The sequence below is a fragment of the Pseudomonas sp. NFACC37-1 genome (assembly GCF_900101575.1).
Classification (GTDB): Bacteria; Pseudomonadota; Gammaproteobacteria; order Pseudomonadales; family Pseudomonadaceae; genus Aquipseudomonas; species Aquipseudomonas fluorescens_AA.
Window position 1 is genome coordinate 99,207 of the sequence record NZ_FMUZ01000004.1, and the last position, 25,178, is coordinate 124,384.

At 62.8% G+C, this 25,178-nt stretch carries 19 protein-coding genes; 5 read left to right on the top strand and 14 right to left on the bottom strand.

The window, feature by feature from the left end:
• Nucleotides 1-5 precede the first annotated feature (5 nt).
• Together BLP82_RS06730 and BLP82_RS06735 are read right to left on the bottom strand one after the other, a co-directional pair.
• A complete protein-coding gene (locus BLP82_RS06730) occupies nt 6-3,122 on the bottom strand; it encodes a multidrug efflux RND transporter permease subunit (protein ID WP_092166212.1) in 3,117 nt (1,038 codons plus the stop codon).
• A complete protein-coding gene (locus BLP82_RS06735) occupies nt 3,119-4,276 on the bottom strand; it encodes an efflux RND transporter periplasmic adaptor subunit (RefSeq protein WP_092166213.1) in 1,158 nt (385 codons plus the stop codon). Before BLP82_RS06735 ends, BLP82_RS06730 begins: the two co-directional genes overlap by 4 nt.
• A gap of 235 nt (nt 4,277-4,511) precedes the next feature.
• Between BLP82_RS06735 and BLP82_RS06740 the strand changes: the two genes are divergently transcribed.
• Nucleotides 4,512-4,769 carry a hypothetical protein gene (locus tag BLP82_RS06740; RefSeq protein WP_092166214.1) on the top strand — a complete coding sequence of 86 codons (258 nt, stop codon included), beginning with the start codon at nt 4,512-4,514 and terminating at the stop codon, nt 4,767-4,769.
• Between the two features lie 27 nt (nt 4,770-4,796).
• Here BLP82_RS06740 and BLP82_RS06745 read toward each other — a convergent pair whose 3' ends face one another.
• Nucleotides 4,797-5,765: a LysR family transcriptional regulator gene (locus BLP82_RS06745; RefSeq protein ID WP_060740766.1), complete on the bottom strand. Its 969-nt coding sequence runs from the start codon at nt 5,763-5,765 to the stop codon at nt 4,797-4,799.
• 321 nt (nt 5,766-6,086) lie between these two features.
• Between BLP82_RS06745 and BLP82_RS06750 the strand changes: the two genes are divergently transcribed.
• The 4 genes from BLP82_RS06750 to BLP82_RS06765 are packed head-to-tail and all read left to right on the top strand — an operon-like array spanning nt 6,087 to nt 10,974.
• The gene (locus BLP82_RS06750) at nt 6,087-7,709 is read left to right on the top strand and encodes an efflux transporter outer membrane subunit (protein ID WP_256576561.1); all 1,623 of its coding nucleotides are present in this window, start codon (nt 6,087-6,089) and stop codon (nt 7,707-7,709) included.
• Nucleotides 7,706-9,910, top strand: coding sequence for an FUSC family protein (locus BLP82_RS06755; RefSeq protein WP_092166215.1), 2,205 nt, complete (start codon nt 7,706-7,708; stop codon nt 9,908-9,910). The genes BLP82_RS06750 and BLP82_RS06755 overlap by 4 nt, the downstream gene beginning before the upstream one ends.
• Nucleotides 9,900-10,100: a DUF1656 domain-containing protein gene (locus BLP82_RS06760; RefSeq protein WP_003205331.1), complete on the top strand. Its 201-nt coding sequence runs from the start codon at nt 9,900-9,902 to the stop codon at nt 10,098-10,100. Before BLP82_RS06755 ends, BLP82_RS06760 begins: the two co-directional genes overlap by 11 nt.
• A gap of 10 nt (nt 10,101-10,110) precedes the next feature.
• Nucleotides 10,111-10,974 (top strand): efflux RND transporter periplasmic adaptor subunit, encoded by an 864-nt coding sequence (locus BLP82_RS06765; protein ID WP_092166216.1) that lies wholly within the window; start codon nt 10,111-10,113, stop codon nt 10,972-10,974.
• A 225-nt stretch (nt 10,975-11,199) separates the two neighbouring features.
• Here the strand turns inward: BLP82_RS06765 and BLP82_RS06770 are convergent, their stop codons facing one another.
• From BLP82_RS06770 to algK, 11 genes are all read right to left on the bottom strand, one after another.
• Nucleotides 11,200-12,024, bottom strand: coding sequence for an SDR family oxidoreductase (locus tag BLP82_RS06770; RefSeq protein ID WP_092166217.1), 825 nt, complete (start codon nt 12,022-12,024; stop codon nt 11,200-11,202).
• A gap of 36 nt (nt 12,025-12,060) precedes the next feature.
• Nucleotides 12,061-12,525 carry a multidrug transporter gene (locus BLP82_RS06775; protein WP_092166218.1) on the bottom strand — a complete coding sequence of 155 codons (465 nt, stop codon included), beginning with the start codon at nt 12,523-12,525 and terminating at the stop codon, nt 12,061-12,063.
• A gap of 181 nt (nt 12,526-12,706) precedes the next feature.
• Nucleotides 12,707-14,158 (bottom strand): mannose-1-phosphate guanylyltransferase/mannose-6-phosphate isomerase, encoded by a 1,452-nt coding sequence (locus BLP82_RS06780; protein WP_092166219.1) that lies wholly within the window; start codon nt 14,156-14,158, stop codon nt 12,707-12,709.
• Between the two features lie 149 nt (nt 14,159-14,307).
• Nucleotides 14,308-14,973, bottom strand: coding sequence for an alginate O-acetyltransferase AlgF (locus BLP82_RS06785; protein WP_042729903.1), 666 nt, complete (start codon nt 14,971-14,973; stop codon nt 14,308-14,310).
• A gap of 14 nt (nt 14,974-14,987) precedes the next feature.
• On the bottom strand, nt 14,988-16,163 hold the full coding sequence (locus BLP82_RS06790) for an alginate O-acetyltransferase (protein ID WP_092166220.1): 1,176 nt from the start codon (nt 16,161-16,163) through the stop codon (nt 14,988-14,990).
• Between the two features lie 11 nt (nt 16,164-16,174).
• Complete coding sequence (locus tag BLP82_RS06795) at nt 16,175-17,740, bottom strand: MBOAT family O-acyltransferase (RefSeq protein ID WP_092166221.1); 1,566 nt, start codon at nt 17,738-17,740, stop codon at nt 16,175-16,177.
• A 199-nt stretch (nt 17,741-17,939) separates the two neighbouring features.
• The gene (locus BLP82_RS06800) at nt 17,940-19,076 is read right to left on the bottom strand and encodes a mannuronate-specific alginate lyase (protein ID WP_092166223.1); all 1,137 of its coding nucleotides are present in this window, start codon (nt 19,074-19,076) and stop codon (nt 17,940-17,942) included.
• A gap of 11 nt (nt 19,077-19,087) precedes the next feature.
• Complete coding sequence (locus BLP82_RS06805) at nt 19,088-20,539, bottom strand: alginate O-acetyltransferase (protein WP_092166225.1); 1,452 nt, start codon at nt 20,537-20,539, stop codon at nt 19,088-19,090.
• Between the two features lie 11 nt (nt 20,540-20,550).
• Nucleotides 20,551-22,140, bottom strand: coding sequence for a mannuronan 5-epimerase AlgG (gene algG / locus BLP82_RS06810; protein ID WP_092166226.1), 1,590 nt, complete (start codon nt 22,138-22,140; stop codon nt 20,551-20,553).
• Between the two features lie 26 nt (nt 22,141-22,166).
• Nucleotides 22,167-23,657: an alginate export family protein gene (locus BLP82_RS06815; RefSeq protein WP_092166464.1), complete on the bottom strand. Its 1,491-nt coding sequence runs from the start codon at nt 23,655-23,657 to the stop codon at nt 22,167-22,169.
• A 5-nt stretch (nt 23,658-23,662) separates the two neighbouring features.
• Nucleotides 23,663-25,174, bottom strand: a complete 1,512-nt coding sequence (algK, locus tag BLP82_RS06820) for an alginate biosynthesis TPR repeat lipoprotein AlgK (RefSeq protein ID WP_092166228.1) — start codon at nt 25,172-25,174, stop codon at nt 23,663-23,665.
• Nucleotides 25,175-25,178 lie beyond the last annotated feature (4 nt).

The following is a 25,178-nucleotide window of genomic DNA, read 5'->3' on the forward strand; positions in this document are numbered from 1 at the left end:
CCGCCTCAGTGGTCTGTGCTCGCCAGCGCCGCCGTCGGCGCCGACCCTGGCTGCTGGGCGGGCCGATGGAACACTCGCTCGAGCCACAAGTATATGACCGGTGTCGTGAACAGCGTCAGCGCCTGGCTCACCAACAGGCCGCCCACCACCGCGATGCCCAGGGGCTGGCGCAGTTCCGCGCCCGGGCCATAGCCGAGCATCAGCGGCAGGGCACCGAGCAGGGCCGCCAGGGTGGTCATCATGATCGGGCGGAAGCGTGTCAGGCACGCCTGGAATATCGCCTCTTGGGGCGCCAGCCCTTTGTTGCGCTGGGCGTCGAGGGCGAAGTCGATCATCAGGATGCCGTTCTTCTTGACGATCCCGATCAGCAGCACCAGCCCGATCAGCGCCATGATCGAGAAGTCCTGGCCCAGTAGCCAGAGCATGATCAGCGCGCCGAGGCCGGCCGAGGGCAGGGTGGAGATGATCGTCAACGGGTGCACGAAACTCTCGTAGAGCACGCCGAGGATGATGTACACGGCCACCAGTGCGGCGAGGATCAGCCACGGTTGGCTCGCCAGCGAGCTTTGGAAGGCCTGGGCCGCGCCCTGGAAACTACCGGTGATGGCGGCCGGCATGCCGATTTCGTTCTTCGCCTGGTCGAGCAGGCGCACCGCGTCTCCCAGGGCCACGCCGGGCGCCAGGTTGAACGACAGGTTGGCGGCCGGGAACATGCCGTCGTGGGCAATCGACAGCGGGCCGTTGCTCGGCGCATCGAAGCGGGCCAGGGCCGAGAGCGGCACCATTTCCCCACTCAGGGGCGAACGCAGGTAGAAATACGCCAGGCTTTCGGCCTTGCCCCGCTGTGCGGTATCGAGTTCCAGGATCACGTTGTACTGGTTGGTCTCGGTCTGGAACTCATTGATCTGCCGCTGGCCGAAGGCGTCGTACAGGGCCTGGTCGACATCGGTGGCGGTGAGGCCGAAGCGTGCCGCCGCGCTGCGGTCGATGTTGATGTGGGTGATGCTGCCGCCCAGTTGCAGGTCGTTGGAAATGTCACGGAACGCCGGGTTGCCGCGCAGCTTGTCGGTGAGTTTTTGCGTCCAGGCGTTGAGGCTCGGCCCGTCGTTGCTCTTGAGTACGTATTGATACTGGGCGCGACTGGGACCGGAGCTGAGGTTGATGTCCTGTCCGGCCCTGAGGTACAGCACCACGCCGGGAATTTTCAGCAATTGCGGGCGGATCCGGTCGATGAAGCCGCTGGCCGACACGTCACGCTCGCCCCGGGGCTTGAGGGCGATCCAGAAACGGCCGTTGGCGATGGTCTGGTTGTTGCCAGAGACACCGACGGAGTGGGAGAAGGTCTGCACCGCCGGGTCGGCGGCGACGATATCGGCCAGGGCCTTGTGCTTGGCCACCATGTCCGGGAACGACACATCGGCGGCGGCTTCGCTGGTGCCCAGCACCAGGCCGGTGTCCTGCACCGGGAAGAAGCCCTTGGGAATGAACACATAGCCCACCACCGCCAGTGCCAGGGTCAGGCCGAACACGCCGATCATCAGCTTCTGATGGGCCAGGGCCTTGCGCAGGCCCCGCTCATACCCGCCCAGCAGGCGTTCGCCGAACCCCGCCTTGCCATGGGCGTGATGCACCGGGGCGCGCATGAACAACGCGGCCAGGGTCGGCGCCAACGTGAGGGACACCACCACCGAGATCAGGATGGTCGAGGTGGCGGTCAGGGCGAACTCCTTGAACAGGCGCCCGACCACGCCGCCCATGAACAGCAGCGGAATGAACGCGGCGATCAGCGAGAAACTGATGGAGACCACGGTAAAGCCGATTTCGCCGGCCCCCTTGATCGCCGCCTCGCGCATGCCGTCGCCGGCCTCCAGGTGCCGGTGGATGTTCTCCACCACCACAATCGCATCGTCCACCACGAACCCTACCGAGATGACGATCGCCACCAGGGTCAGGTTGTTCAGGCTGAAACCCATCACGTACATCAGGGCGAAACTGGCGGTCAGCGACACCCCCAGCACCGCCGAGACGATCAGGGTCGCCGAGAGCTGGCGCAGGAACAACGCCATCACCGCCACCACCAGCAGCACCGCGATCAGCAAGGTGATTTCCACTTCGTGCAGCGAGGCGCGAATGGTCTGGGTGCGGTCGATCAGCACCTTGACCTGCACCGCGGCGGGCAACATGGCTTGCAGGGTGGGCAGGGCCGCCTGGATGCGGTCGACGGTCTCGACGATATTGGCCCCCGGTTGCCGGAAGATCACCAGGTTGACCCCGGGCTCGTTATCGGACCAGGCCTGGACGTAGGCGTTTTCCGAGCCGTTGACCACCTTGGCGATGTCCTTGAGGTGAACCGGTGCCCCGTCCCGGTAGGACACGATCAGCTCTCCGTACTCCGCAGGCTTGAACAACTGGTCGTTGGTGGACAGGGTGGAAATGCTCGAATCACCGTACAAGGCGCCCTTGGCCAGGTTGAGGCTGGCCTGTTGGAGCGCCAGGCGAATGTCCGCCAGGGTCAGGCCGATGGCGGCGAGTCGGTCGGCCGAGGCCTGGACCCGGATCGCCGGGCGCTGTTGGCCGGTGATGTAGATTTGTCCTACGCCATCGATCTGGCTGATCTGACGGGAGAGCAGGGTTTCGACGTAGTCGCTCAGTTCGGTACCGGGCATCAGCGTGGAACTGATGCTGAGGATCAGCACCGGGCTGTCGGCGGGGTTGACCTTGCGCCAGGTCGGCAGGTTCGGCATGTCGTTGGGCAGTTTGCCGGCGGCGGTGTTGATCGCCGCCTGCACTTCTTGGGCGGCGGTGTCGATGCTTTTATCGAGGCTGAATTGCAGGATCAGGTTGGTCGAGCCCAGGGCGCTGCTGGAGGTCATCTGGGTAATGCCGGGAATGGCACTGAATTGTACTTCCAGTGGCGTCGCCACCGACGACGCCATGGTTTCGGGGCTGGCCCCGGGCAACTGGGCGTTGACCTGGATGGTCGGGAATTCCGCCTCCGGCAAGGGCGCGACGGGCAGGCGAGGAAACGCGATCACCCCCAGCAGCACCAGGGCGAACGTCAGCAGTACCGTGGCGATAGGGTGGTCGATGCACCACGCCGAAACCGAGCCGCGACCCTTCATGGTTGCGGCTCCGCGGTCCTGGCCAGGGCGGGCGGGTCGCTGAGCACCTGGATGTGGCTGCCCGGCTTGAGCCGCGACTGGCCGTCGCTCACCAGTTGGTCGCCGGCGTTCACCCCCTTGATGATGTGCAGGTCGCTGTCCTGGTAAACCATCTCCACCGGCACGCTCTCGACCTTGTCGCCCTTTATGCGGTACACGAAGTGTTGCTCCAGGCCGCGCTGGACCACGGTAGGCGGTACCACCAGGGCGTCCTTGTCGATGGCGGTCTGGATTTTCAGTGTCACCAGTTGCCCCGGCCACAGCCGTTGCGCGGCGTTGTTGAATTCAGCCTTGGCCCGCAGGGTTCCGGTGTTGGCGTTGATCTGGTTGTCGATGAGGCTCAGGCGCCCCTCGCCGAGCAGCTCCCCGGTAGCGCCATCGGCGCCGATATAGGCCTTGACCAAGGCTTGCTCGGGGGCGGCGATCAACCGTTGCAAGGTGGGCAGCATTTGCTGGGGCAGGGAGAACTCCACGGCGATGGGGTCGATCTGGGTCACCGTGAACAGGCCTTCGGCGTCGCTGGTACGCAGGAAATTGCCTTCGTCCACGTTGCGAATGCCGACGCGACCGCTCACCGGGGAGCGGATCTGGGTATAGGACAGTTGCACCTGTGCCGAGTCGATGGCCGCCTGGTTGCCTTGGGCGGTCGCCTTGAGCTGGTTGACCAGCGCCTGTTGCTGGTCGTAGGTCTGCTTCGAGACGCCGTCATCGACGCTCAACAATTTGTAGCGCTTGAGATTGACCTGGGCCACCGCCAGTTGTGCCTGGCTTTCGCCGAGCTGGGCCCGGGCCTGGTCGAGGCTGGCGCGGATCGAGCGGTCGTCGATGGTCGCCAGCAGGTCACCCTTCTTCACCAGTTGCCCCTCCTTGACCAGCAGCCGGGTGAGGATGCCGTCGATCTGCGGGCGGATCACCACGCTGTGCAGCGACAGCACCGTGCCGATGCCGCTGGCAAAGCGCGGTACATCCTGTTGCATCACGCTGACGGCCCGTACCGGAACGGCGGCGGGAGCGCCGGGCCTGGCGGTCACGGGCTTGAGCACAAACCAGAGGGCGAGGGCCGCCAGGGCGATCAGCAGCACGACAATCAGGACAGTTTTCTTCTGGATGCGCATGGATAAGAAGGGCCGGTTCGAGACGCAAGAGTTGGAGCTTTCTTATATAGCGTTGCGAGCCGGTCAGGAAGGTGACGCCTAACTGACAGGCTTGTCAGTTTTGTCCCGGCTTGCTGTCGGATGAATGCATATGCCGGATGAAACTGCCAACGCGCGGTGATATCGGGCAGGTATACTGCCGCCTTTCGCGGCTCGCCCTTCGGGCCCGACTTGCATGCATGACCCGGAGCCTTACATGACTTCCCCGACACCTTCGCCCGCGGACGATCTCCCCGGCGGCGAACAGGCCGATTTGCCCGACAGCGATGTTTCCAGCAGCGAGGACATCAAGGCGGCGATCCCGGCTTTCAAATTCCCCTTCAAACCCGGTGAACTGGCGGCGGCCAAGGGCGCCGGGCAACAGCCGTGGTACAAGAACGGCGCGAAGAATGGCCACACCAAGACCCCGGGCGCGGCGCCTCCCGGCACGCGGCGTTCCATGGGCAAGCGTTGAATTGCTCCTTCAAGCACGGGGACGACTTCAGCTCGTGACCCGTGCGCCTGCCAGGCTGCCACTCAATTCGTAAGCCGTCAGCTCAGCCTGGTGCGCCGCGAGAATTTCCGGCAACGAGCCGCGCAGGTACTCGACCCAGGTCTTGATCTTCGCATCCAGGTATTGGCGCGACGGGTAGATGGCGTAGAGGTTCAGTTCCTGGGAGCGGTAGTTGGGCATGACCCGCACCAGCGTGCCGTTGCGCAAGCCTTCGATGGCCGCATACACCGGCAATACCCCCACGCCCATGCCGCTGGTGATCGCGGTTTTCATCGCATCGGCGGAGTTCACCAGGAACGGTGAGCTGTTGATGGTGACCATCTCTTGGCCTTCCGGGCCGTCGAACACCCATTTTTCCAGCGGGATGACCGGGCTGACCAGGCGCAGGCAGGCGTGGTTGAGCAGGTCGCTGGGTTTTTGCGGGCAACCGCTGGCTTTCACGTAGGCGGGCGAGGCGCAGACAATGCTGTAGGTGATCCCCAGGCGCTGGGAGACGAAGCCCGAATCCGGCAGTTCGCTGGCGAGCACGATGGAGACGTCGTAGCCCTCGTCGAGGATGTCCGGCACCCGGTTGGCCAGGGTCAGGTCGAAGGTCACGTCCGGATGCGTCTTGCGGTAGCGGGCGATGGCGTCGATCACGAAATGCTGGCCGATACCGGTCATGGTGTGGACCTTCAACTGCCCGGCCGGTCGCGCATGGGCGTCGCTGGCCTCGGCTTCCGCTTCTTCGACGTAAGCCAGGATCTGCTCGCAACGCAGCAAGTAGCGTTTACCCGCCTCGGTCAGGGCAATGCGCCGCGTGGTGCGGTTGAGCAGGCGGGTTTGCAGATGGGCTTCGAGGTTGGAAACCGCACGCGAGACGTTGGCTGTGGTGGTATCCAGTTGCACGGCGGCGGCGGTGAAACTGCCGGCTTCGGCCACACAGCTGAACGCGCGCATGTTTTGCAAGGTGTCCATGGAGGGCTCTCTTGGGAGGTGGCAAATTGTGACATGAAGTTACAGAGATGCGGGACCCGACTAATGGATTATCGCGTTAACGGTAACAAAGATTCGCAGAAAGGTCGGCTTATCGCCGGAGAGGGCGATGCCTAGAATTGCCGGCACTGTGGCGCTGGTCTGGCCCTGCTGTCTGGTGCAGTACCTGTGGGAGCGGGCTTGCTCGCGAAAGCGGTGGGTCAGTTGGCGGTGATGTTGCCAGGGTAACCGCCTTCGCGGGCAAGCCCGCTCCCACAGGGTGCTCCTACAGGTTCTCGACTCTCTCTCAGGAATTTTGCGCAAGTGCCGCGTTGCATCAGCAGAGAGCTGAAGACTCTCAGTGTTTGGGTTTTAACGTTAACCATCAGCGGCTGCATCGGCACCGGGGGTATTGCGCCGCAAGGCCAGGTGTTGCCGGCCAATCAACTGGCGACCGATGCCGCCATCCGCGAGGCCGCCCGCGACGCCCACTGGCCCACCCGCCAGTGGTGGCAAGCCTATGGCGATCGGCAACTGGATCGCTGGATCGACCTGGCCGTACAGGGCAGCCCGAGCCTGGCCATGGCCGCGGCACGAGTACGCCAGGCCAAGGCCATGGCCGGCATTGCCGAGGCCGCCGAGTCGTTGCAGATCAATGGCGAGTCGACCCTCAAGCGCCATAACTGGCCCTCCGATCAGTTCTACGGCCCGGGCGAGTTGGCCGACACCACGACCTGGGACAACAATGCTTCCCTGGGCTTGAGTTATGCCCTGGACCTGTGGGGCCGTGAGCGCAATGCCAGCGAACGGGCGGTTGACCTGGCCCACGTCAGCGCCGCTGAAGCACGACAGGCGCAACTGGAATTGCAGAACAATATCGTGCGCGCCTACATCCAGTTTTCGTTGCACTACGCCCAGCGCGATATCGTTGCCGCGACCCTGGGCCAACAAGAGCAGATTCTCGACCTGGCGCAGAAGCGCCTGGACGGTGGCATCGGCACCCATTTCGAAGTCAGCCAGGCCCAGGCGCCACTGCCCGAGACCCATCGCCAACTCGACGCCTTGGACGAGGCCATCGCCTTGAGCCGCAATCAATTGGCGGCCTTGGCGGGCAAGGGGCCGGGAGCGGGGGCGCAGTTGCAACGTCCGACCCTGGCCCTCGGCGCGCCCTTGAAGCTGCCGTCGGCCATGCCCGCCGAACTGCTTGGCCAGCGTCCGGATGTGGTGGCCGGGCGTTGGCAAGTGGCGGCCCAGGCCCGGGGCATCGATGTGGCCCGGGCCGGCTTCTATCCCAACGTCGACCTGGTGGGGAGCCTCGGCTACATGGCCACAGGTGGCGGGGCGCTGGAGTTTTTGACCGGCAAGAAACTCACCTACAACGTCGGGCCGGCGATCACGTTGCCGATCTTCGACGGCGGGCGCCTGCGTTCGCAGTTGGGCGAGGCCGCCGCCGGGTATGACATCGCCGTGGCGCACTACAACCAGACACTGGCAAACGCGCTCAAGAGCATTTCCGATCAGTTGATCCGTCGCGAATCCATGGACAAGCAGCAGGTCTTCGCCGCCGAATCGGTGGCCGCGGCCCAACGTACCTACGACATCGCAAAGGTAGCGTTCCAACGTGGCCTGACGGACTACCTCAACGTCCTCAACGCCCAAAGCCTGCTGTTCAAGCAGCAACAGGTGCAACAGCGGGTGGAGGCGGCTCGCCTGACGGCCCATGCCGATCTGGTGACGGCGTTGGGCGGTGGGCTGGACTCTGTAGGAGCTGTCGAGTGCAACGAGGCTGCGATCTTCCCCCAGACACTTGAGTCTCAAGCGAAAGATCAAAAGATCAAAAGATCGCAGCCTTCGGCAGCTCCTACACCGCGCCTACACAGCTCCGACAAGGCACAACCCAAGCGGGAGCAAGCGCCCTCGCCACGATGCGTAAGCAGCATCCAATGATGTCCTTACTTGCCCCCGCACGCTGGCTGTATCGCCTCGAATGGCGCCGTGGTTTCTTCGACTGGGCCCGCAGCGACGGGGTGACCTGGGTCTATATCTTCAAGGTCCTGTTTGCCGCGTTCCTGACCTTGTGGCTGGCGATGCGCCTGGAACTGCCGCAACCACGTACGGCCATGATCACCGTATTCATCGTCATGCAGCCCCAGAGCGGCCAGGTGTTCGCCAAGAGCTTCTACCGTTTCCTTGGCACCTTGGCGGGTTCGGCGGTGATGGTGGCGCTGATCGCTCTGTTCGCCCAGAACACCGAGCTGTTCCTTGGCTGCCTGGCGATCTGGGTCGGCATCTGTTCGGCAGGGGCGGCGCGGTATCGTAACTTCCGCGCCTATGGTTTCGTGCTGGCTGGCTATACCGCGGCGATGATCGGCTTGCCAGCGTTGGCCCACCCCGAGGGGGCGTTCATGGCGGCGGTCTGGCGGGTGCTGGAGATTTCCCTGGGAATTCTCTGCTCGACCCTGGTCAGTGCCGCGATCCTGCCGCAAACCGCCAGCGCCGCCATGCGCAACGCTTTGTACCAGCGCTTTGGCGTGTTCGCCCTGTTTGTCACCGACGGCTTGCGCGGACGCAGCAAGCGGGAGGCCTTCGAGGCCGGTAACGTGCGCTTCATCGCCGAAGCCGTCGGCCTGGAGAGCCTGCGCAGCGTGACGGTGTTCGAAGACCCCCACATGCGTCGGCGCAATGGCCGGCTCAGTCGCTTGAACAGCGAATTCATGGGTGTCACCACCCGTTTCAATGCCTTGCACCAACTGCTCGAACGCTTGCGCAGCGGGGCGGCGGATCATGTGGTGAACGCCATCAAGCCTGGTTTGCAAAACCTTGCCGAGCTGCTGGACGGCTTCAGCGCACGGGCTTTGACCGACGCCGACGCAGCGCGGTTGGCGACGGCGCTGGCGGACTACAAGGCCGACCTGCCGGCCCAGGTACGGCGCTTGCGGGCAGCGTTCCAGGACACCGCGCCAAGCGATGGCGAGCAGTTGGACTTTCATACCGCTTACGAGCTGCTTTATCGCTTTGTCGACGACTTGCACGGCTACGCCCAGACCCACGCCTCCCTGGCCGAACATCGCCACGAACGCGAGCGCTGGGACGAACCGTTCGTGCCCCAGACCAACTGGCTGGCCGCCACGGCATCGGGGGTTCGCGCCGCCTTCATTCTGTTGGTGCTGGGCAGCTACTGGGTCGCCACGGCCTGGCCGAGCGGCGCGACCATGACGATGATCGCCGCCGCCACCGTAGGCTTGTCGGCCGCGACGCCGAACCCCAAGCGCATGGCTTTCCAGATGGCCTGCGGTACGTTGTTCGGGGCGCTGGTCGGCTTCGTCGAGATGTTTTTCATTTTCCCGCTGATCGATGGTTTTCCGTTGCTCTGCGTGATGCTCGCCCCCGTCATCATGTTCGGTTCGTTCCTCAGTTCCAGGCCGCAATACGCCGGGGTCGGGCTGGGGCTGCTGATCTTTTTCTGCACCGGCTCGGTGCCGGATAACCTGACGGTCTACAACCCCTACGCCTTCATCAACGACTACATCGCGATGATCCTCGGCATGCTGGTGTGCGCCGCGGCCGGGGCGATCATCCTGCCGCCCAACAGCCGCTGGTTGTGGCGCCGATTGGAGCAGGACCTGCGCGAGCAAGTGGTGTTCGCCATTAGCGGTCGTCTGAAGGGGCTGGCCTCGAGTTTTGAGAGCCGCACCCGCGACCTGCTGCACCAGGCCTACGGGCTGGCGGCGGGTCAACCCCAAGTGCAACGGGACTTGCTGCGCTGGATGTTCGTGGTGCTGGAGGTCGGTCACGCGATTATTGAGTTGCGCAAGGAGCAGGCCATCTTGCCGGTGCACCCGGCGTATGCCGACAGCCAGCCATGGCGCCAGGCGATTCGGGTGATGGGGCGGGCGCTGGTGCGGCTGTTCCGTCAGCCGGGCCAGAGCAATCTGGAGCGTGCGCTGGTGGCGGTGGATCATGCCATCGGCCGCGTGCAGGCCACCGACGAACCCTTCGCCCCGCATTTCGACACCTCGGCCCTGCGCCGGGTGAAGAGCTACCTGCATTTCATCCGCACTTCGCTGCTGGACCCGCAATCGCCATTGGCCGGCTATGCCATGGCGCATGCCACATCGCTTCCCCAGGAACCTGAACATGCCCCGTGAGATCGCCTTCCATGGCGTGTACATGCCCACCATGACCCTGATGTTCTTCATCGCCGCCGGCCTGGCCTGGGCCTTGGACCGCTTCCTGTCGGGGCTGGACCTGTACCGTTTCTTCTGGCACCCGGCGTTGTTGCGCCTGAGTCTGTTTACCTGTCTGTTCGGCGCGCTGGCGCTGACGGTCTATCGTTGAGATCGATGCGATGAAAAAGTTTTTCAGCCTGCTGGCGACGCTGTTGGTACTGGCCCTGGCGTTGTGGATCGGCCGTACGCTGTGGGTCCATTACATGAACACGCCCTGGACCCGCGATGGCCGGGTGCGGGCCGACATCATCAATGTGGCCGCCGATGTCAGCGGCGAGGTGGTCGAGGTGTCGGTGCGCGACAACCAGTTGGTGAAAAAGGGCGACTTGTTGATGCGCATCGACCCCGAGCATTACCGCATCGCCGTGAAGCAGGCGCGTTCCCTGGTGGCGTCGCGCAAGGCCACCTGGGAGATGCGCAAGGTCAACGCCCATCGACGGGCCGACTTGGACAGCCTGGTGATCTCCCGGGAAAACCGCGATGACGCCAGCAACATCGCCGACTCGGCCCTGGCCGACTACCAGCAGGCCCAGGCCCAATTGGAAGCCGCGGAGCTGAACCTGTCGCGCACCGACGTTCGCGCGGCGGTGGATGGCTACGTCACCAACCTCAATGTGCACCGCGGCGACTATGCGCGCATCGGCGAGGCAAAAATGGCCGTGGTGGACATGCATTCGTTCTGGGTCTACGGCTTCTTCGAAGAGACCAAATTGCCCAAGGTGCGGGTCGGCGATTCGGCGCAGTTGCAGTTGATGAGCGGTGAGACGCTCAAGGGCCATGTGGAAAGTATTTCCCGAGGCATCTACGACCGCGACAACCCCGAAAGCCGCGAACTGATCGCCGATGTGAACCCCACGTTCAACTGGGTGCGCCTGGCCCAGCGAGTGCCGGTGCGCATCCATCTGGATGAAGTGCCGGACGGCGTGCTGCTGGCGGCGGGGATGACCTGCACGGTGGTGGTCGAGCCTAACGACAAACGCTGAGATCACTGGCTACTTGTGGTCGAGAGTAAAATTTTTCGCACACCATAAATCCTCTGTGGGAGCGGGCTTGCTCGCGAAAGCGGCGGTTCAGCTTGCACTGATATCGACTGTGCCGGCGTCTTCGCGAGCAAGCCCGCTCCCACATTGGATCTTCGCTAAAGATGCGTTTTGTATTCGCCTCCGACTCCCTCGCCACAGAAGTAATGCCTGTTACTTCTCCGGTACTTACAGCGTTTTTCCCAACCCGAACCGCTTCATCAACCCCTTCTCCAGCAACCCTTTGGGCAACAAACCCGCCATCAACGGCAGCGCCCGGCTGCCGTTGCCCAGACGCAGCAAGCGGGGTGGCTTGGGTTGTTGAACCGCCTTGAGCAGCGCAGCGGCGAATTCGTGGGCGGGGGTCGGGTTGTCCTGGGAGGCCTTGGCCCGGGCGCGGATGCCATCGCGCAGGGGCCACCAGGGCGATTGTTCGCTGATCAACTGTTCGGCTTCATGGCCGGCATTCTTGGCGAAACTCGAAGCAATGGCGCCCGGCTGGACTTCCATCACGCGGATACCGAACGGCGCCAGTTCCATGCGCAAGGCATCGCTCAAGGCATGCACCGCCGCCTTCGAAGCGCAATAGGCGCCAGCGAACGGCGTGACCAGCACCCCGGACACGCTGCCGATGTTCACCACCAGCCCCCTGGCTCGACGCAGCACCGGGAACAGCGCCCGGGTGACCCCGACGATGGCGAACACGTTGGTTTCGAACTGACGCTGCATGGCCGGCACGCCGCCGTCCAGCAGCGGGCCCATGGCGCCGTAGCCGGCATTGTTGACCAGCACATCCAGGCCGCCACATTGCTGGTTGATCCGCTCACCCAGTTGTTCCAGGGCCTGGCCATCGTTGACGTCCAGTTGCACGGCGGTGAACCCGGCCGCGGCGAGTGTCGCCACGTCTTCAGCCTTGCGCGCCGTGGCCCAGACCTGATAACCCGCGGCCTTGAAGGCATCGGCGAGGGCGCGGCCAATGCCGCTGGAACATCCGGTAATCAACGCAACAGGCATGGCGCGTTCCTTGTGCAAAAAGTTGGGGGAGGGCAATCAGTTGGAGAAGCTACCGTGCAATCGCTCGGCGCGAAACTCCAGGGTCTGCGGGCGATAACCCGGACGCAGGGGCGGCAGCGGCAGGCAGTCTTGCCAGTCGGCGCCGGCTTGCAATTCGCCGGGACCACGGTAGCGCGGTGCGTTGTAGGGGCTGTCGGCCAGGTTGATGGTGTCCCCGGGCGCATAGGCCGCGACCCGCCAGCGCAGCTCGATCAGCGGCACGTCGTTGTTGTTTTTCAGGGTCAGCGACAGCGGCCGGTCGGCGGGGCATTGTTCGGGGGTATAGCGGATGCGCAGTTCCAGGCGCTCCAATTGGCGGGTCTCGCGGTTTTCCTGCCAGAGCACCCACGCGGCGACCAGTCCCAGCCCGATGAAGGCCGCCAGGGAGACCGGCAAGGCCTTGGCCGGGTAGCGCAACAGCAGGATGAGCCAGGTGATGACCAGCAAGACGCCGATAAGCATGGTGGAAGCCTCCGTTACCGTAGGCACATCCTACCGAAGGGCGCGGGCAATGTTGAAGCAATGATGCCAGGCAATCACCCGACTCAAAAAAAGCCCCCACCCAACCCACTGCGGATAGGGGACGCAGTGGGCTGGACGGGGGCTTCTTGTAACGCTGATCTTTACTGATCGTTGTCGATCATTACTGGGCGATGGTTTTCACCGAGACGCCGCGTTCGATCGGGGTGGAGCGACCGTAGATGTCTTCGAAACGTTCGATGTCATCTTCGCCCAGGTAGCTGCCGGACTGCACTTCGATGATTTCCAGCGGGATCTTGCCCGGGTTGCGCAGACGGTGGACCGAGGCGATCGGGATGTAGGTCGACTGGTTTTCGCAGAGCAGGAACACGTTCTCGTCGCAGGTCACTTCGGCGGTGCCGCTGACCACGATCCAGTGTTCGGCGCGGTGGTGGTGCATCTGCAGCGACAGGCACGCGCCCGGCTTGACCGAGATGTGCTTGACCTGGAAACGACCGCCCATGTCCACCGAGTCATAGGAACCCCACGGACGATAGACCTCGCAGTGGTTCTGGGTCTCGGTGCGGCCCTGTGCGTTGAGGGTGTTGACCATCTGCTTGACGCCTTGGACCTTGTCCTTGTGGGCGATCATCATGGCGTCCTTGGTTTCGACCACCACGATGTTGTCCAGGCCGATCACCGACACCAGCTTGCCGTTGCCGTGGATCATGCAGTTGCGGCTGTCCTGGACGACCACGTCGCCCTTGGTGACGTTGCCGTTGGCGTCCTTGGCATTGACTTCCCACAGCGACGACCAGCAGCCGACATCGCTCCAACCGGCCGACAGTGGGACCACACAGGCGCGCTGGGTCTTTTCCATCACCGCGTAGTCGATGGAGTTGTCCGGGCAGCAGGCGAAGGTGGCTTCGTCGAAGGTAATGGTGTCGGCGGTCTGCTCACTGCGCTCCAGGGTCAGCAGGCAGGTGTCGTAGATGTCCGGATCGTGCTTTTTCAGCTCTTCGAGGAAGCGGCTGGCGCGGAACAGGAACATGCCGCTGTTCCAGAAGTAACCACCGGCCTCGACGAACTCGGTGGCACGCTTGACGTCGGGTTTTTCAACGAAGTGCGAGACGCGGCTCACGCCCTCGGGCAGCAGCGCATCGTTGGTCGACTTGATGTAGCCATAGCCGGTTTCCGGTTTGGTGGCCGGTACGCCGAACAGCACCATCTCGCCACGCTCGGCAGCCACGGTGGCCAGGGCCAGGGCGCGTTGCAGGGCTTTCTGGTCTTCCACCACGTGGTCGGCCGGCAGCACCAGCATCAGCTCGTCGCGGCCTTCGTTGACCAGCATCATCGCTGTCAGCGCCACGGCCGGTGCGGTGTTGCGCCCGAACGGTTCCATCAGGATGCGCTGGGCTTCGAGCTTACGGTTGGTCAACTGTTCGTTGACGATGAACCGGTGGTCTTTGTTGCAGACCACGATCGGCGTGTCCATGCCTTCGAACACCAGGCGCTCGAGGGTCTGCTGGAACAGGGTGTGTTCACCGGTCAGGGCCAGGAACTGTTTAGGGAATTGCTTGCGCGAAAGCGGCCAAAGACGTGAGCCACTACCACCTGACAAGATCACCGGAATCATGTTGTTACTCCTTGAAGCGAAATGGTTGTTAGAGCTACTGCGTTCTGTCGTTTCACTCTCTTGTTTTTGTTCCTGCGGCAGTGGCGAGCCTCAAGCTTCAAGCTGCAAGTAAAAGCTTGCCGCTTGAAGCTAGAAGCTCGCCGCTGCTCTTATCGTGTCGACACAGGGCGTTTCACCCACACTGGCGACAGGCTGCTACCCGAACCGGTGACGTACAGCACGGCCGCTTCGCCGCGCTCCAGGGCCACAGGCTTGAGGTCGCCAACTTTCTTGTCGCCTTCGAACAGGGCCAGGGACACTTTGACCGGGTTGATCTCACGTTCGCCACGGCCCTTGGCGGCCACGTTCGGCACCACTTCGGTCTTGCCGTCGGCGGTCTTGAGGGTCAGTGCCTTGTCGCTGAGATTCTGCACGCGGACCAGGGACTTCTGCTTGTTCTTGAACGGTGGTTCTTCGATCAACTGAGGCTGGCCGCTGGCGTTGTTGACCAGGGTGTAATAGTGGTCAGGGGCCAGTTTTACCGGGACGGTCTGGCTGCCGACCTTGGCGCTGTAGTCGCCACCGGGCATGAAGCTGAAATCGCTGCTGGCCAGGGGAGCCACGTCGTTGAGGTTGGTGCTGCCGACAGTGGCGCTGACTTCGGCGTTGCTGGCGTTGTAGATGCGTACGAAGCTCGAGCCTTTTGGCGCGACCGGGCCGTACAGGGCCGAGTCACCGGCAAAGGCGGACAGTGAGAGGGCGCTCATGCTGGCGACGAGGGCAACGGCCTTGAAGGAGCGAGCAGCGAGACGGCGAGGAGTAGTGTTGAAAGTCATGGTGGACCTCTCTTTCAGTTTTGCGCCCGGTCGGGCGTCTCGGATGGGGTGTTGGCGGCTACGTTCTGTTGGCGAGCGCCGGCTTGCTTGAGCTCTGCGACCCACTGTGGGTCGGCGTCGCCGATTTCGTTGTTCACGGGCAGATAACGTTCAGGGAACTCCCAGATCAGCACCTGTGGCGGGCTGTTCTTGAAGGCATCGCTCTTGAGATAACTGAGCATTGGCAGAATCGGGCCGTGGCCGTCTTCGGCGTAGTTCACGACATCGCTGTGCAGGGCTTGCTTGAGCGCACCGACGAAGTTCCAGTTAGGGTTGGCGCTGTAGCTGGTGCCGATCAGGGCCACGGGCACCTGGGCATCGGCGAACAGCGCGTCGTCGCCGGCCGGCTGGTCGTCGGCTTCGCGGGTGTTGCGCTTGACCAGCGGCTCCTGGGCTGGCATCAGGTTTTCGAACAGCGGGTCCAGCGGCAGGAACTGGCGCAGGTCGCCCTTGTGGGTGATTTTTTCTGCAGGCTCGGTGACGAAGCGCTGCGGCTCGCCGTTGAGTGGCGTGCGCTCGGCAATGGCCTTGGCCAGGTTCTCGGCAGCGACCTGGGCGCCTTCCGGGGTCCAGTGGGTGTCGGTGCGCAGGAACACTTGCTGGCCGCTTTGCTTGGCCTGTTGCAGCGGGCCGAGCAGGTCAGGCGCGAGGATATTGTCGGCCGCGACGCGAGCATGGAAATCCTGGTAGAGGTTGGTGTGAATGCTCGATGGCTTCACTTCGCCCAGGTGCTCGGGGTACAGCCGTGCCTTGGCCGGCACGATCGCCATGACCAGGGTGATGCCTTGCTCCTTGAGCTTCTGGCGCACGCCTTCGACCAGCGCGTAGTTGCCTTGCAGGTTCAGCTCTTCGTTGACGATCGGGTTGAACTCTTCGTCGCTGTACAGCCATTGGTCGCGGCCCAGGACCACGCCTTTGCGGCCTTCATTGAACAGCTTGTAGTCCAGTGCGGCCCAGATGTTGGTGCCCAGGCGCTTGATCGGGAACTCGTCGTCGTAGTGAGTTTCCACGGCCTTGGCCCAGCGCCCGTTGAGCACGGTCGCGTCGGGGTTGGTGCTGAAGCCGAAGAAGCTGCGCATCGACCAAATACCCAGGGCTGTCAGGATCAGCATGAACAGCACGACGTAGAAGATGCGTAATGAGCGGGTCATATTCAGATCCCTCAGAACTGGAAGTAAAGGAACGGCGAGAAGCTTTGCGCCGAAAGTTTGAGAATCGAGGCAATGAACAGCAGCAGCACCAAGGCACGCATCACGTAGCGTGACCAGTCCACGGTCCAATAGGCCGGTTGCACCTGGGCCTCGACGCCGACGGTGTAGCCCGGCTCATGGATCGCCGCTGGGTTGTCACCCGGCACGGCCTTGATCATCCCCGGCTGCGCGGTGGCAGGACCGTTGGCCTCGGTGTTGACCTCAGGCTTGGCCTTGACCGGCGGACGGTTGGTGTAGAAGTCCCGCAGGCCGAAGAAGGCGAGGGTCACGTAGGCCACCACCAGCGTGGCGATCTGCAGACCGGTGAGGTTGGCGCGAGTCAGTTCCGACAGCGACCAGTCGCCGAAGCTGAACATGGCGCCGTACATGCGACCGGCCACGTGCAGGTTCTCGGCCCGGAAGATCACCCAGCCCATCACCACCAGCAGGAAAGTCAGCGCCCAGCGGATCGGGTTGATGCTGCGTGGCGTGGTGTTGATGCCCACCGCTTTTTCGATGGCCAGCCACATGCCGTGCCAGGCACCCCAGATCACGTAGGTGATGTTCGCGCCGTGCCACAGACCACCGAGCAGCATGGTCAGGAACAGGTTGCGATAGGTCATCAGCGTGCCTTTGCGGTTACCGCCCAGGGTGATGTAGAGGTAGTCACGCAGCCAGGTCGACAGGCTGATGTGCCAGCGGCGCCAGAACTCGGTGATCGACTGGCTGATGTAGGGCTGCTTGAAGTTTTCCATGAAACGGAAACCCATCATCAGGCCCAGGCCGATGGCCATGTCGCTGTAGCCGGAGAAGTCGAAGTACAGCTGCGCGGTGTAGGCCAGGGCGCCGAGCCAGGCGTCGCCCGTGGTCGGGTTCTGCAAGGCGAAGCAATGGTCGGCCACCACCGCCAGGGTGTCGGCGATGAACACTTTCTTGATGAAGCCCTGCATGAAGCGCGTGCAGCCTTCGGAGAACTTGTCCAGCGTGTGGGTACGGTTGTTGAACTGGTCGGCCAGGTCGCGGAAACGCAACACGGGGCCGGCGATCAGGTGCGGGAAAATCGCCACGAACGCTGCGAAGTCGATCAGGTTGCGGGTCGCCGGCGTGTCACCGCGATAGACGTCGATGATGTAGCTGATGGACTCGAAGATGTAGAACGAGATCCCGATCGGCAACAACACGTGGGTCAGGATGAACGGGTTGAGACCGAAGCCGGTGATGATGGCGTTGAGGCTGTCCACGCCAAAGTTGGCGTACTTGAAATAGCCCAGGATGGCCAAGTCCACGCCCACGCCGAGCAACAGCCAGCGCTGGGCCGGTTTGGTGCGCACACCGGCGGCGCCGACTTTCAGGCCGATCCAGTAGTTCCACAGGGTCACGCCGGCGAACAGGGCGAGGAAGTCCACCCGCCACCAGGCATAGAACACGTAGCTGGCGATCAGCAGCAGCAGGTTGCGATAGCGTTGCCCGCTCAAGTAGTACAAGCCGAGAAAGATCGGCAAGAACAGGAACAGGAACACGTTGGATGAAAATACCATCCCGATCTCTCCATGTTGAATCAACAGTCAAGGGCCAGAGCCCCCCCAAACCCCCCCATGAAAACCGGGGGGCTATTGCATGATCGTTCCCACGCTCTGCGTGGGAATGCCTCTACGGACGCTCCGCGTTCGGCTTTTTGGGACGCAGAGCGTCCCCGGCTGCATTCCCACGCAGAGCGTGGGAACGACCAGCGGTGAGTCAGCTTCCTTTCTCACCTTTTTCCCGCGAAGGGTCGTACACCTTGGTCAAGTCCCCGCCGAGGCGGAAGGTCTTGAACGGTTGCATTTCATGCTTGCGCTCCAACACATCCTCGGAGCAGGTGTAGAGGCTGCAGAACGGTTCGAGCCAGGCGAATTTCGAATCGACCTTCAGGTCTTTCATGTCCTGCTCGTCGCCGTTCTTCTCTTCGAAGATGTCCGGGTCTTTCACCCCGGCCAGCACCCGGTCACCCAGTCGCTTGAGGGCGCCGTTGTTTTCCTGGCGCAGGTCCACGCCGTTGACCTGGGCGAAGCTGGCGATCATCGCCAACGGCGGCAGGGCATAGTTGTGGTAGGACAGGGCCCGTTGCTTGCGCTTGAGTTCGTTGGGCAGGAAGCCGTCGGCATCGACCTGGTTGACGCCGACCTTGTATTCCTTGACAGCCCAGTCGAACAGGTCGCGACGGTTGGTTGCCACGGAGGTGGCCATCACCGACCAGGCGGCCCAGTAGGAATGGTTGTTGGTCTTGTCCAACGGCAGGTTGTCCCAGTCGCTGACCACCTGATCGGCCATCCGGCTGAACCAGCCTTCGATCAGTTGCGCCTGCTCCTGGTGGTTGGCCAATGGGCGCGACTCGGAGAACTTCAGGCGCACATAGGCCGAAGCCATGCTGCCCAGCGCCCATTTGCGCATGGACTTGCCGGTGTGGTTGAAGTCCTTGGACATCAGCGCATCGGCCTGGGCCCAGGCGGTCAGCCAGTTCAGCGTGCATTCCAACTGCTCGGGGCGGCCGTCACGCATGAACTGCATGACTTGCTTGCTGACGCCACGCTCGATCTTGGTGATGTCGGCGGTGCTGTCGCGGAAGGCTTTTTCCGATTGCACGTTCAACGTCGCGCGGGCCTTGTCGGAGCCCTCGTACTTGCTGCGAAATTGCAGGGAGCCGGTGTAGGGCGTCGGCGTGGCGTCGCAACCTTTGGCAGCGTCGCCGGCCTTGACCTTTTCGATCGGTGCGAAGTAACCCTGTGGCGGGCGCAGCGGGGCCGCGGCCTGCGTGGCCCCGGCGAACAGCGCCAGGGTCAGCAGGGAGGGCGCCAGCAGCGTTTTCAACGTTCGGGTGCGCGTGGTACTGGTCATGAGACGAGACCTCATTGTCCGATTTGAGCCGTTTGTTGCCCGGCTTGCGGAGATGCGTTGCGTTTGCAGATTTTCGCTTCGATTTGCAGTGGCTCTTTACCGGCTTCAGGGCCCTGGACTTCAACGGCTAGCAGGTTCTGCGAAGCCCAGTCCTCGTCGGTGCGCAATTGGAAGGCGAAACGTCCGTCGGTGTCGGAGGTATCCGGTTTTTCGATCTTGATATCCTCGTGGCGCCCATTCATGTACCAGAGGGTGGCTTGCAAGGTTTTCACCGAGGTATCGGCGAAGCGGATGTCGACCTGGTGGCTGCTGTTACGCAGATCCATGTTCTTGGTATTGACCATCAATTCGTTCTTGCCTGGCTTGAGCGCGGTCTTGCTGCTCATGAGTGCCGGCTTGCCTTCGCAACCGTTGTTGTCCAGCAGCGCCATCATCTGGCGGTAGATGGTTTCCTGGTCCAGGCGATACAGCGGCGAGAATTCCCAGATGAGGATTTTCGGCGGGCTCTTCTGGAACTCTTCGCTGCCCAGGTACTGGATCATCGCGCCTTCCAGACCGCCGCCAGGGAAGGCGACGTTGAGGATGTCGGCGCCGATGGCTTCTTCCAGGAAACCGGCAAAGTTGTAGTTCTTGCCGCTGTGACTGGTGCCCACGAGGGTGATCTGCGGGTTGCCGGAATCGCTGAACAGGTCGCCGTCGCCAGCCTCGCCCTTGGGCTCGGTGGTGAACTGGTCCATGTACTGGATCGCATAGCTGGTGCCGCACAGCTGCCCGGCCATGTTGTGCAGGGTGCCGGTCTTGCCCATGCGGCCGGACTTCTTGGTCTCGAACTCACGCTTGGGAATGTCGGCGAAGGCCGGGATCTGCTTGACCTTCTCGGCGACGATCTTGGCGGTGCGCTGGGCGCCATACGGCGTCCAGTGCTGGTCGCCACGGAAATAGAAATCGTGGGCCGGCAGCGTCTCGGGCAGGTTTTCGTTGGTCAGCGGCGACAGGTCCGGCACCACATAACCCATCTGGGCGAAGCGGCCGAGCATGGATTTGTAGTTGGTCAGGGCTTTCTCGTAGTCGAAGGCGGCCTTTTCCTGTGGGTTGAGCTTGTTGCGGTTCACCAGGCCCCGGGTCGGCTGGTAGACGATCACCAGCTCGACGCCTTTTGCCTTGAACGCATCGTGCAACTGTTGCATGCGCTTGTAGCCGGCGGGGGTGGTGTTGAACTCGGTGCGCAGGTCTTCCTGGGTCCGGAACAGCCAGTCGCCCTGGGCCTGCACCAGCGTGGTGAAGTTCTGCTGGTAGCGCGTGGTGTAGTTCTTCGCATCATGGGCCGCCGGGCACAGGTTGCAGCACGGTTCGGCGGTGAAGCTCGGTGCCTTGATTTCATCGGCGCGCGCGCCGCTTGCAGCGGCGAGAATGCCGGCAGTCAGGGCGGACAGGCCCAAAAGTTTGATCATCTGTGGGTTCATAAAGGTCATCCTCAGTCCCGCAATTCGGTCTGGCGTTCGACAGGGTCGATCAGCACGGCTTTCTGCTGGCGTACCAGCAGGTCGAGAATTTCATCCTGGCGTTCGCCAAGGATCCCCGTGAAGCTGATGCCGCTGGATTTGGTCGGCGCGAGCATGGACACGCGGTACAGCTCGACGCTCAACGGCGAGTCGATGGACAGCGGGCCACTGCCGTTGGCAGCCAGTTCGCCGCCGACCACGATCAGCGAGACTTCGGCGTCGAACGGGTCGAGCTTGATGTCACGGTCGGTGTCGGACAGGTCCTTGATGTGACCGTAGATACCGGTCAGGCCGTTGGCCATGGACACGTTTTCGTAGAGGCGGATGTTCACGCTGTTACGAATCCGGATGCCGTGGCGGCGGTTGCTGATCACCTTGTTGCCCCACAACAGGTTGTCAGCACTCTCGTAGAGCGTGATGCCGTCGGTGTGGTTCTTGTAGATCTCGTTGTAGGCGATCAGGTTGTTCACGCTGTTACGGTCGATCACCAGGCCCGAGAGTTTGTTGTCGTAGCTGCGGTTGTTGAAAATGAAGCTGTCGTTGACCTCACGGGAAATAATGATCCCGTGCTTCTTCTTGGTCCCGTAGACGGTGTTGTCGGCAATGATCAGCCGATGGGAACGGTCATGGGGGTCGATGCCGTAGACGACGTTGTCTTTGTAGGTGTTGCCCTTGACCACGAAGTCGCGGGTTTCGTAGCAGTAGAAGCCGTACCACATGTCCGAGAACTCGGAACCGATGATCCAGCCGGTCGGTTCCGGACGCTTGAGGACCTTGGCCATGTTCGGCGTGTACTGGGAAATACTCACCCCGTACGACTTACTGTTGGCGTAGCCGAAACTCGCCATCTTGGTGTTGACGATGTAGGTCTCGGTGCCACCCCAGGCCAGCAGGAACGGACGGAATTCCTTGGGCGAGCGGAACGTGGCGGGGCCGTTGTCCTTTTCACGCCAGCCGGTGACCTTGGTGTCGCGGATGAACATATGGCCATCGTTGACCAGGAACGAGCCGCCCTCTTGGGACAGGCGCAGTTCCTGGGTCTGTTTGTCGATTTCCAGGATGCCTTTCTGGCCGACCACGATCGGAATCTTCGCCAGGTAGATGCCTGGCGAAGTTTCGATGATGTACTTGGGCGCCTTCTTGGCCAGGTCCTTGAGGTTCATGTAGCCGTCGTCGAGGAAGATGGCCTGTGGGATACCGTGCTGACGCACGACCCACTCGGCCATCTTGTTGTCGCCGCCGATGAAGTCCTTCAAGGCGTTTTCCTGCATCATCCGACGCACGCTGACCTTGCCGGGCTTGGTGCGGACGATTTTTGCCGCGACCGCTTCGGCGGTGTAGCCGGAGAGGTCGGGCAGGGTTGGCTTGGCCAGTTCCAGTGGTGCGGTCGGTGCACTGTTGACGGTGTAGGTCTTGGCCCGTTGCAGTTCCTTGACCACGTTGCCCGGTTTGACCACCGGTTCAACGTTGGCGAACGCCGGCGAGCCGGCCAGCAGCATCGCTGCGACCAACAGGCTGATCGAACCTTTCATCGCCTGGCTGTTCCTGAGGTAGCGGTTCATATCGGGCACTCCCATGGCCATTCGCATCAGAAGCGCCAGATCACGTCGACAAAGGCGCGATGCATGTACGAATCGACCTCTTTGCCGTAGGCGTCGCCTGGCTTGAACACACCGCCACGAAAGCGCACCAGCGCCGACGGCTCATCAATGGACTGACTCAGCGCGGCCGGCAGCAGGCCTTGCTTGAAGTACTTGGTAACGACCAGATCGACTTCCTGGCCCAGGTCCTTGTCGCCATCACGCAGCGGCAGGGTCGAGGTGGACAGGATCGCGCCGGTCACGTCATCGGTGTTGTTTTCCACGGCGTTGATGCCGTTGCTGCCCACCGGCTTGTTACCGTCCACGCGCCAGAACTTGTGGTACACCAGGCTGGCGTCGTATTCGTCACGCAACTGCCAGGAACCGAACAGGCTGGCGCTCTGGGTGTTGGCCATTTCGCCTCGGAAGGCTTCGCCGAAACGGTGGACCCGCGAGCGGGTGCCGGTGAAGTTCGAGCGGTTGCTTTGCAGGCCGTTCTGTTCGTAGTCCTCGCTGGCGCGGGCATAGGCCGCACCGACCTGCCATTGCGGGTCAAGGCGCAGGCGGATACCCAGGTCAGTGGCCCAGCCGTCCACATCATCGCTGTGCTTGGCTTCTGTCGGGCGCGTGCCGTCGGCATTGAGCGGGTTGACGGTGTCGCGGTCGCCGGTCATGCCGGTGATGCTGGCCCAGTAGTTGACGGTGTTGGTGTTGCGCCAGTTGTAGGCGTCGCTGTTGGCTTCCAGGCCGAGCCAGGTCAAGTCGCCGTTCTGGGTCTTGTCCAGGGTGTCGGTGGCTTCGCCCGGGGTCGGGTAGTCGAGGCTGCCATTGTCATGGGAGTGGTGGGCGCGGATACCGGCCCACTGGCCTGGCATCCACTGGTAACCCACGTCGCCGTAGACGTGCATACGATCCTTGTCCTTGGGAGACAATTCCTTGAGGTCGGTGCGGTATTCGCTGAAACGCTCGGCAATGCCGAGGTTGGCCCGCAGCAAGGTGGTGTCGAAGGTCCAGTTCAGGGCTTCGATGTTGGTGTCACGCCATTGGCCGTCGTCATTGCGCAGGCGTTGGCGACCGAACTTCAACTGCTCGCCCGGGTAGGGGGTCAGGCCGCGGTAGCCGATCCAGAACTCGCGCATGGCCAGGTAGCTTTTCTTGGCTTCGCGATCGCCGCTGTCGGTTTGCTGGGTGCTGCCATCGGACTGTTGCAGGGTGTCGGTCTCGATGATGTCGGAGGACGTCACGGCCTGGGCCATGGCGTAGGCGCTCCAGGCACCGCTTTCGCTTTCACCGTAGACCCAGGGACGCAGGTCCAGGCCGACACCGTTGACGTCGCCACCGCTCTGGGTGCCGAGGTCACGGTCGTCTTCGGACTGGCCGGTGATCTTCACTTCCAGGCCGAAATTCTTGCTCTCGGTCAGTGCCGCCAGGGTCGGGCAGGACCACAGCAGCGCAAACGACAGGCCAATACCAGCCTGCACAAAAGGATTGAGCTTCAAAAGCTTCATAGAGGTTCCTCGCCGTCATCTTCTTTTAGGGCTTGCAGTTCCAGCGTATCGGGGCTCATTGCGCCGCGAATGGCCTGCTCTTGTTGTAGCAGGCGTTGCGCTTGTGCAAGTTGTTCCGGCGGTAATTGTGCTTCGAGGGTTTGGGCAAGCTCGATGGCTTGCGGGGTGTTCTGCGCCTTGGCCAACTGGCTGAACACATAAGCGTTGACCGGGTTGGGCTTGGTGCCCTTGCCCTGGGAGAACAGCTGGGCAATGGCGAAGTCGGCGCTGTTCTGGCCGTTGCGGGCGGCCTTGAGCAGGTGGTCCAGGGCTTTTTGCGAGTACACCTGGCCCAGGTAACCGCGGCGATAGATCTGGCCGAGGTAGTAATCGGCGGCCACTTCGCGGCCAACGGCTTTCTGGAAATGCGCCTCGGCGGCCTTGGCATCGGCCGGGACCCACTTGCCTTCGTAGTACAGCTTGCCCAGCAACAGCTCGGCGCGAGGCTGGTCGGCGGCGCGGCCGTTTTCCAGGTATTGCATCATCTTGTCGACGTCACCCAGTTCCGGGAAGTCGTAGAGCAGTTGCGCCAGGCTGACCCAGGCTGCGGGGTAGCCAGGGGCGATGCCTTCGAGCAACGACTGGGCGGTCTTTTCGTCGGTCTTGCCCAGGCTTGCATCGGCCAGGACACGGGCGACGCTGTCCACGCGTTGGGCGGAGACGACGCCACGGGCGTGACCGTCCTGCATCTGCTTGAGCAATGCGGCCTGCTGTTCCGGCTGGCCGCGTTTCTGATAGACCGTGGCCAGTTCGACGTAGCAGATGTCCGTGGTCGCCAGCGCAGCCTTGCAGACCTTCTCGACTTCATCCAGGTGCTGGTCGTAGGTGCCCTGGGTGCGGTAGAGCAGAATCTGCGCCAGGCCCGCTTCCGGGTAGCCGGCGCTGCGCCATTGGCTGATCTGCTGCTGGGCGTTGACGTTCGGGAAGCTGTGGGGATATTGCAGGTACAGCATCGCCAGCGGGATCAGGGTGTTACCTTCTCCGTTGGCGAAGGCTTTCTTCAGCAGGCCTTCGGCTTCGTGTTTTTCCGCTTCGGTGGAACCGGGCTTGGCCACCAGCAGGCGACCCAGGCGAGCCTGGGCCCGTGGCGAGATATCGGCCGCGGCGCGGTAAGTCGCCTCGGCTTTTTTCATCTGCTCGGGGTCGCGGCTGTCCACCTGAATATCGGCCAGGCCCACCTGGGCCTCGCTATAGCCCAGGTCGGCCAGTTGCTGGTAGTTCTGCTGTGCCAGCGCCGTGTCGCCGCGCTTGAGCGCTTCGTTGGCCAGGCGCTGGTCGGGCAGGCCGGCGCAGCCGCTAAGACTGACTGCCAGCGCCAGAGCACACAACGCATATCCTGTGTGGGAGCGAGCCTGCTCGCGATGCAGGCCGCTCGGTGTACCAGACAGACCGCGTCGATCCCATCGCGAGCAAGCTCGCTCCCACAGGGAATGCGGTGCATTGTTGTTTTGTGGAGTGGTCACGGGCATATCC

What these genes read in the sequence shown, in the direction of transcription:
- BLP82_RS06795 (WP_092166221.1), bottom strand. Translation starts at nt 17,740, where the DNA reads ATGGTATTTTCATCCAACGTGTTCCTGTTCCTGTTCTTGCCGATCTTT.
- BLP82_RS06760 (WP_003205331.1), top strand. Translation starts at nt 9,900, where the DNA reads ATGCCCCGTGAGATCGCCTTCCATGGCGTGTACATGCCCACCATGACC.
- BLP82_RS06800 (WP_092166223.1), bottom strand. Translation starts at nt 19,076, where the DNA reads ATGACCAGTACCACGCGCACCCGAACGTTGAAAACGCTGCTGGCGCCC.
- algK (WP_092166228.1), bottom strand. Translation starts at nt 25,174, where the DNA reads ATGCCCGTGACCACTCCACAAAACAACAATGCACCGCATTCCCTGTGG.
- BLP82_RS06775 (WP_092166218.1), bottom strand. Translation starts at nt 12,525, where the DNA reads ATGCTTATCGGCGTCTTGCTGGTCATCACCTGGCTCATCCTGCTGTTG.
- BLP82_RS06745 (WP_060740766.1), bottom strand. Translation starts at nt 5,765, where the DNA reads ATGGACACCTTGCAAAACATGCGCGCGTTCAGCTGTGTGGCCGAAGCC.
- BLP82_RS06740 (WP_092166214.1), top strand. Translation starts at nt 4,512, where the DNA reads ATGACTTCCCCGACACCTTCGCCCGCGGACGATCTCCCCGGCGGCGAA.
- BLP82_RS06755 (WP_092166215.1), top strand. Translation starts at nt 7,706, where the DNA reads ATGATGTCCTTACTTGCCCCCGCACGCTGGCTGTATCGCCTCGAATGG.
- BLP82_RS06765 (WP_092166216.1), top strand. Translation starts at nt 10,111, where the DNA reads ATGAAAAAGTTTTTCAGCCTGCTGGCGACGCTGTTGGTACTGGCCCTG.
- BLP82_RS06770 (WP_092166217.1), bottom strand. Translation starts at nt 12,024, where the DNA reads ATGCCTGTTGCGTTGATTACCGGATGTTCCAGCGGCATTGGCCGCGCC.
- BLP82_RS06730 (WP_092166212.1), bottom strand. Translation starts at nt 3,122, where the DNA reads ATGAAGGGTCGCGGCTCGGTTTCGGCGTGGTGCATCGACCACCCTATC.
- BLP82_RS06805 (WP_092166225.1), bottom strand. Translation starts at nt 20,539, where the DNA reads ATGAACCCACAGATGATCAAACTTTTGGGCCTGTCCGCCCTGACTGCC.
- BLP82_RS06785 (WP_042729903.1), bottom strand. Translation starts at nt 14,973, where the DNA reads ATGACTTTCAACACTACTCCTCGCCGTCTCGCTGCTCGCTCCTTCAAG.
- BLP82_RS06735 (WP_092166213.1), bottom strand. Translation starts at nt 4,276, where the DNA reads ATGCGCATCCAGAAGAAAACTGTCCTGATTGTCGTGCTGCTGATCGCC.
- algG (WP_092166226.1), bottom strand. Translation starts at nt 22,140, where the DNA reads ATGAACCGCTACCTCAGGAACAGCCAGGCGATGAAAGGTTCGATCAGC.
- BLP82_RS06790 (WP_092166220.1), bottom strand. Translation starts at nt 16,163, where the DNA reads ATGACCCGCTCATTACGCATCTTCTACGTCGTGCTGTTCATGCTGATC.
- BLP82_RS06780 (WP_092166219.1), bottom strand. Translation starts at nt 14,158, where the DNA reads ATGATTCCGGTGATCTTGTCAGGTGGTAGTGGCTCACGTCTTTGGCCG.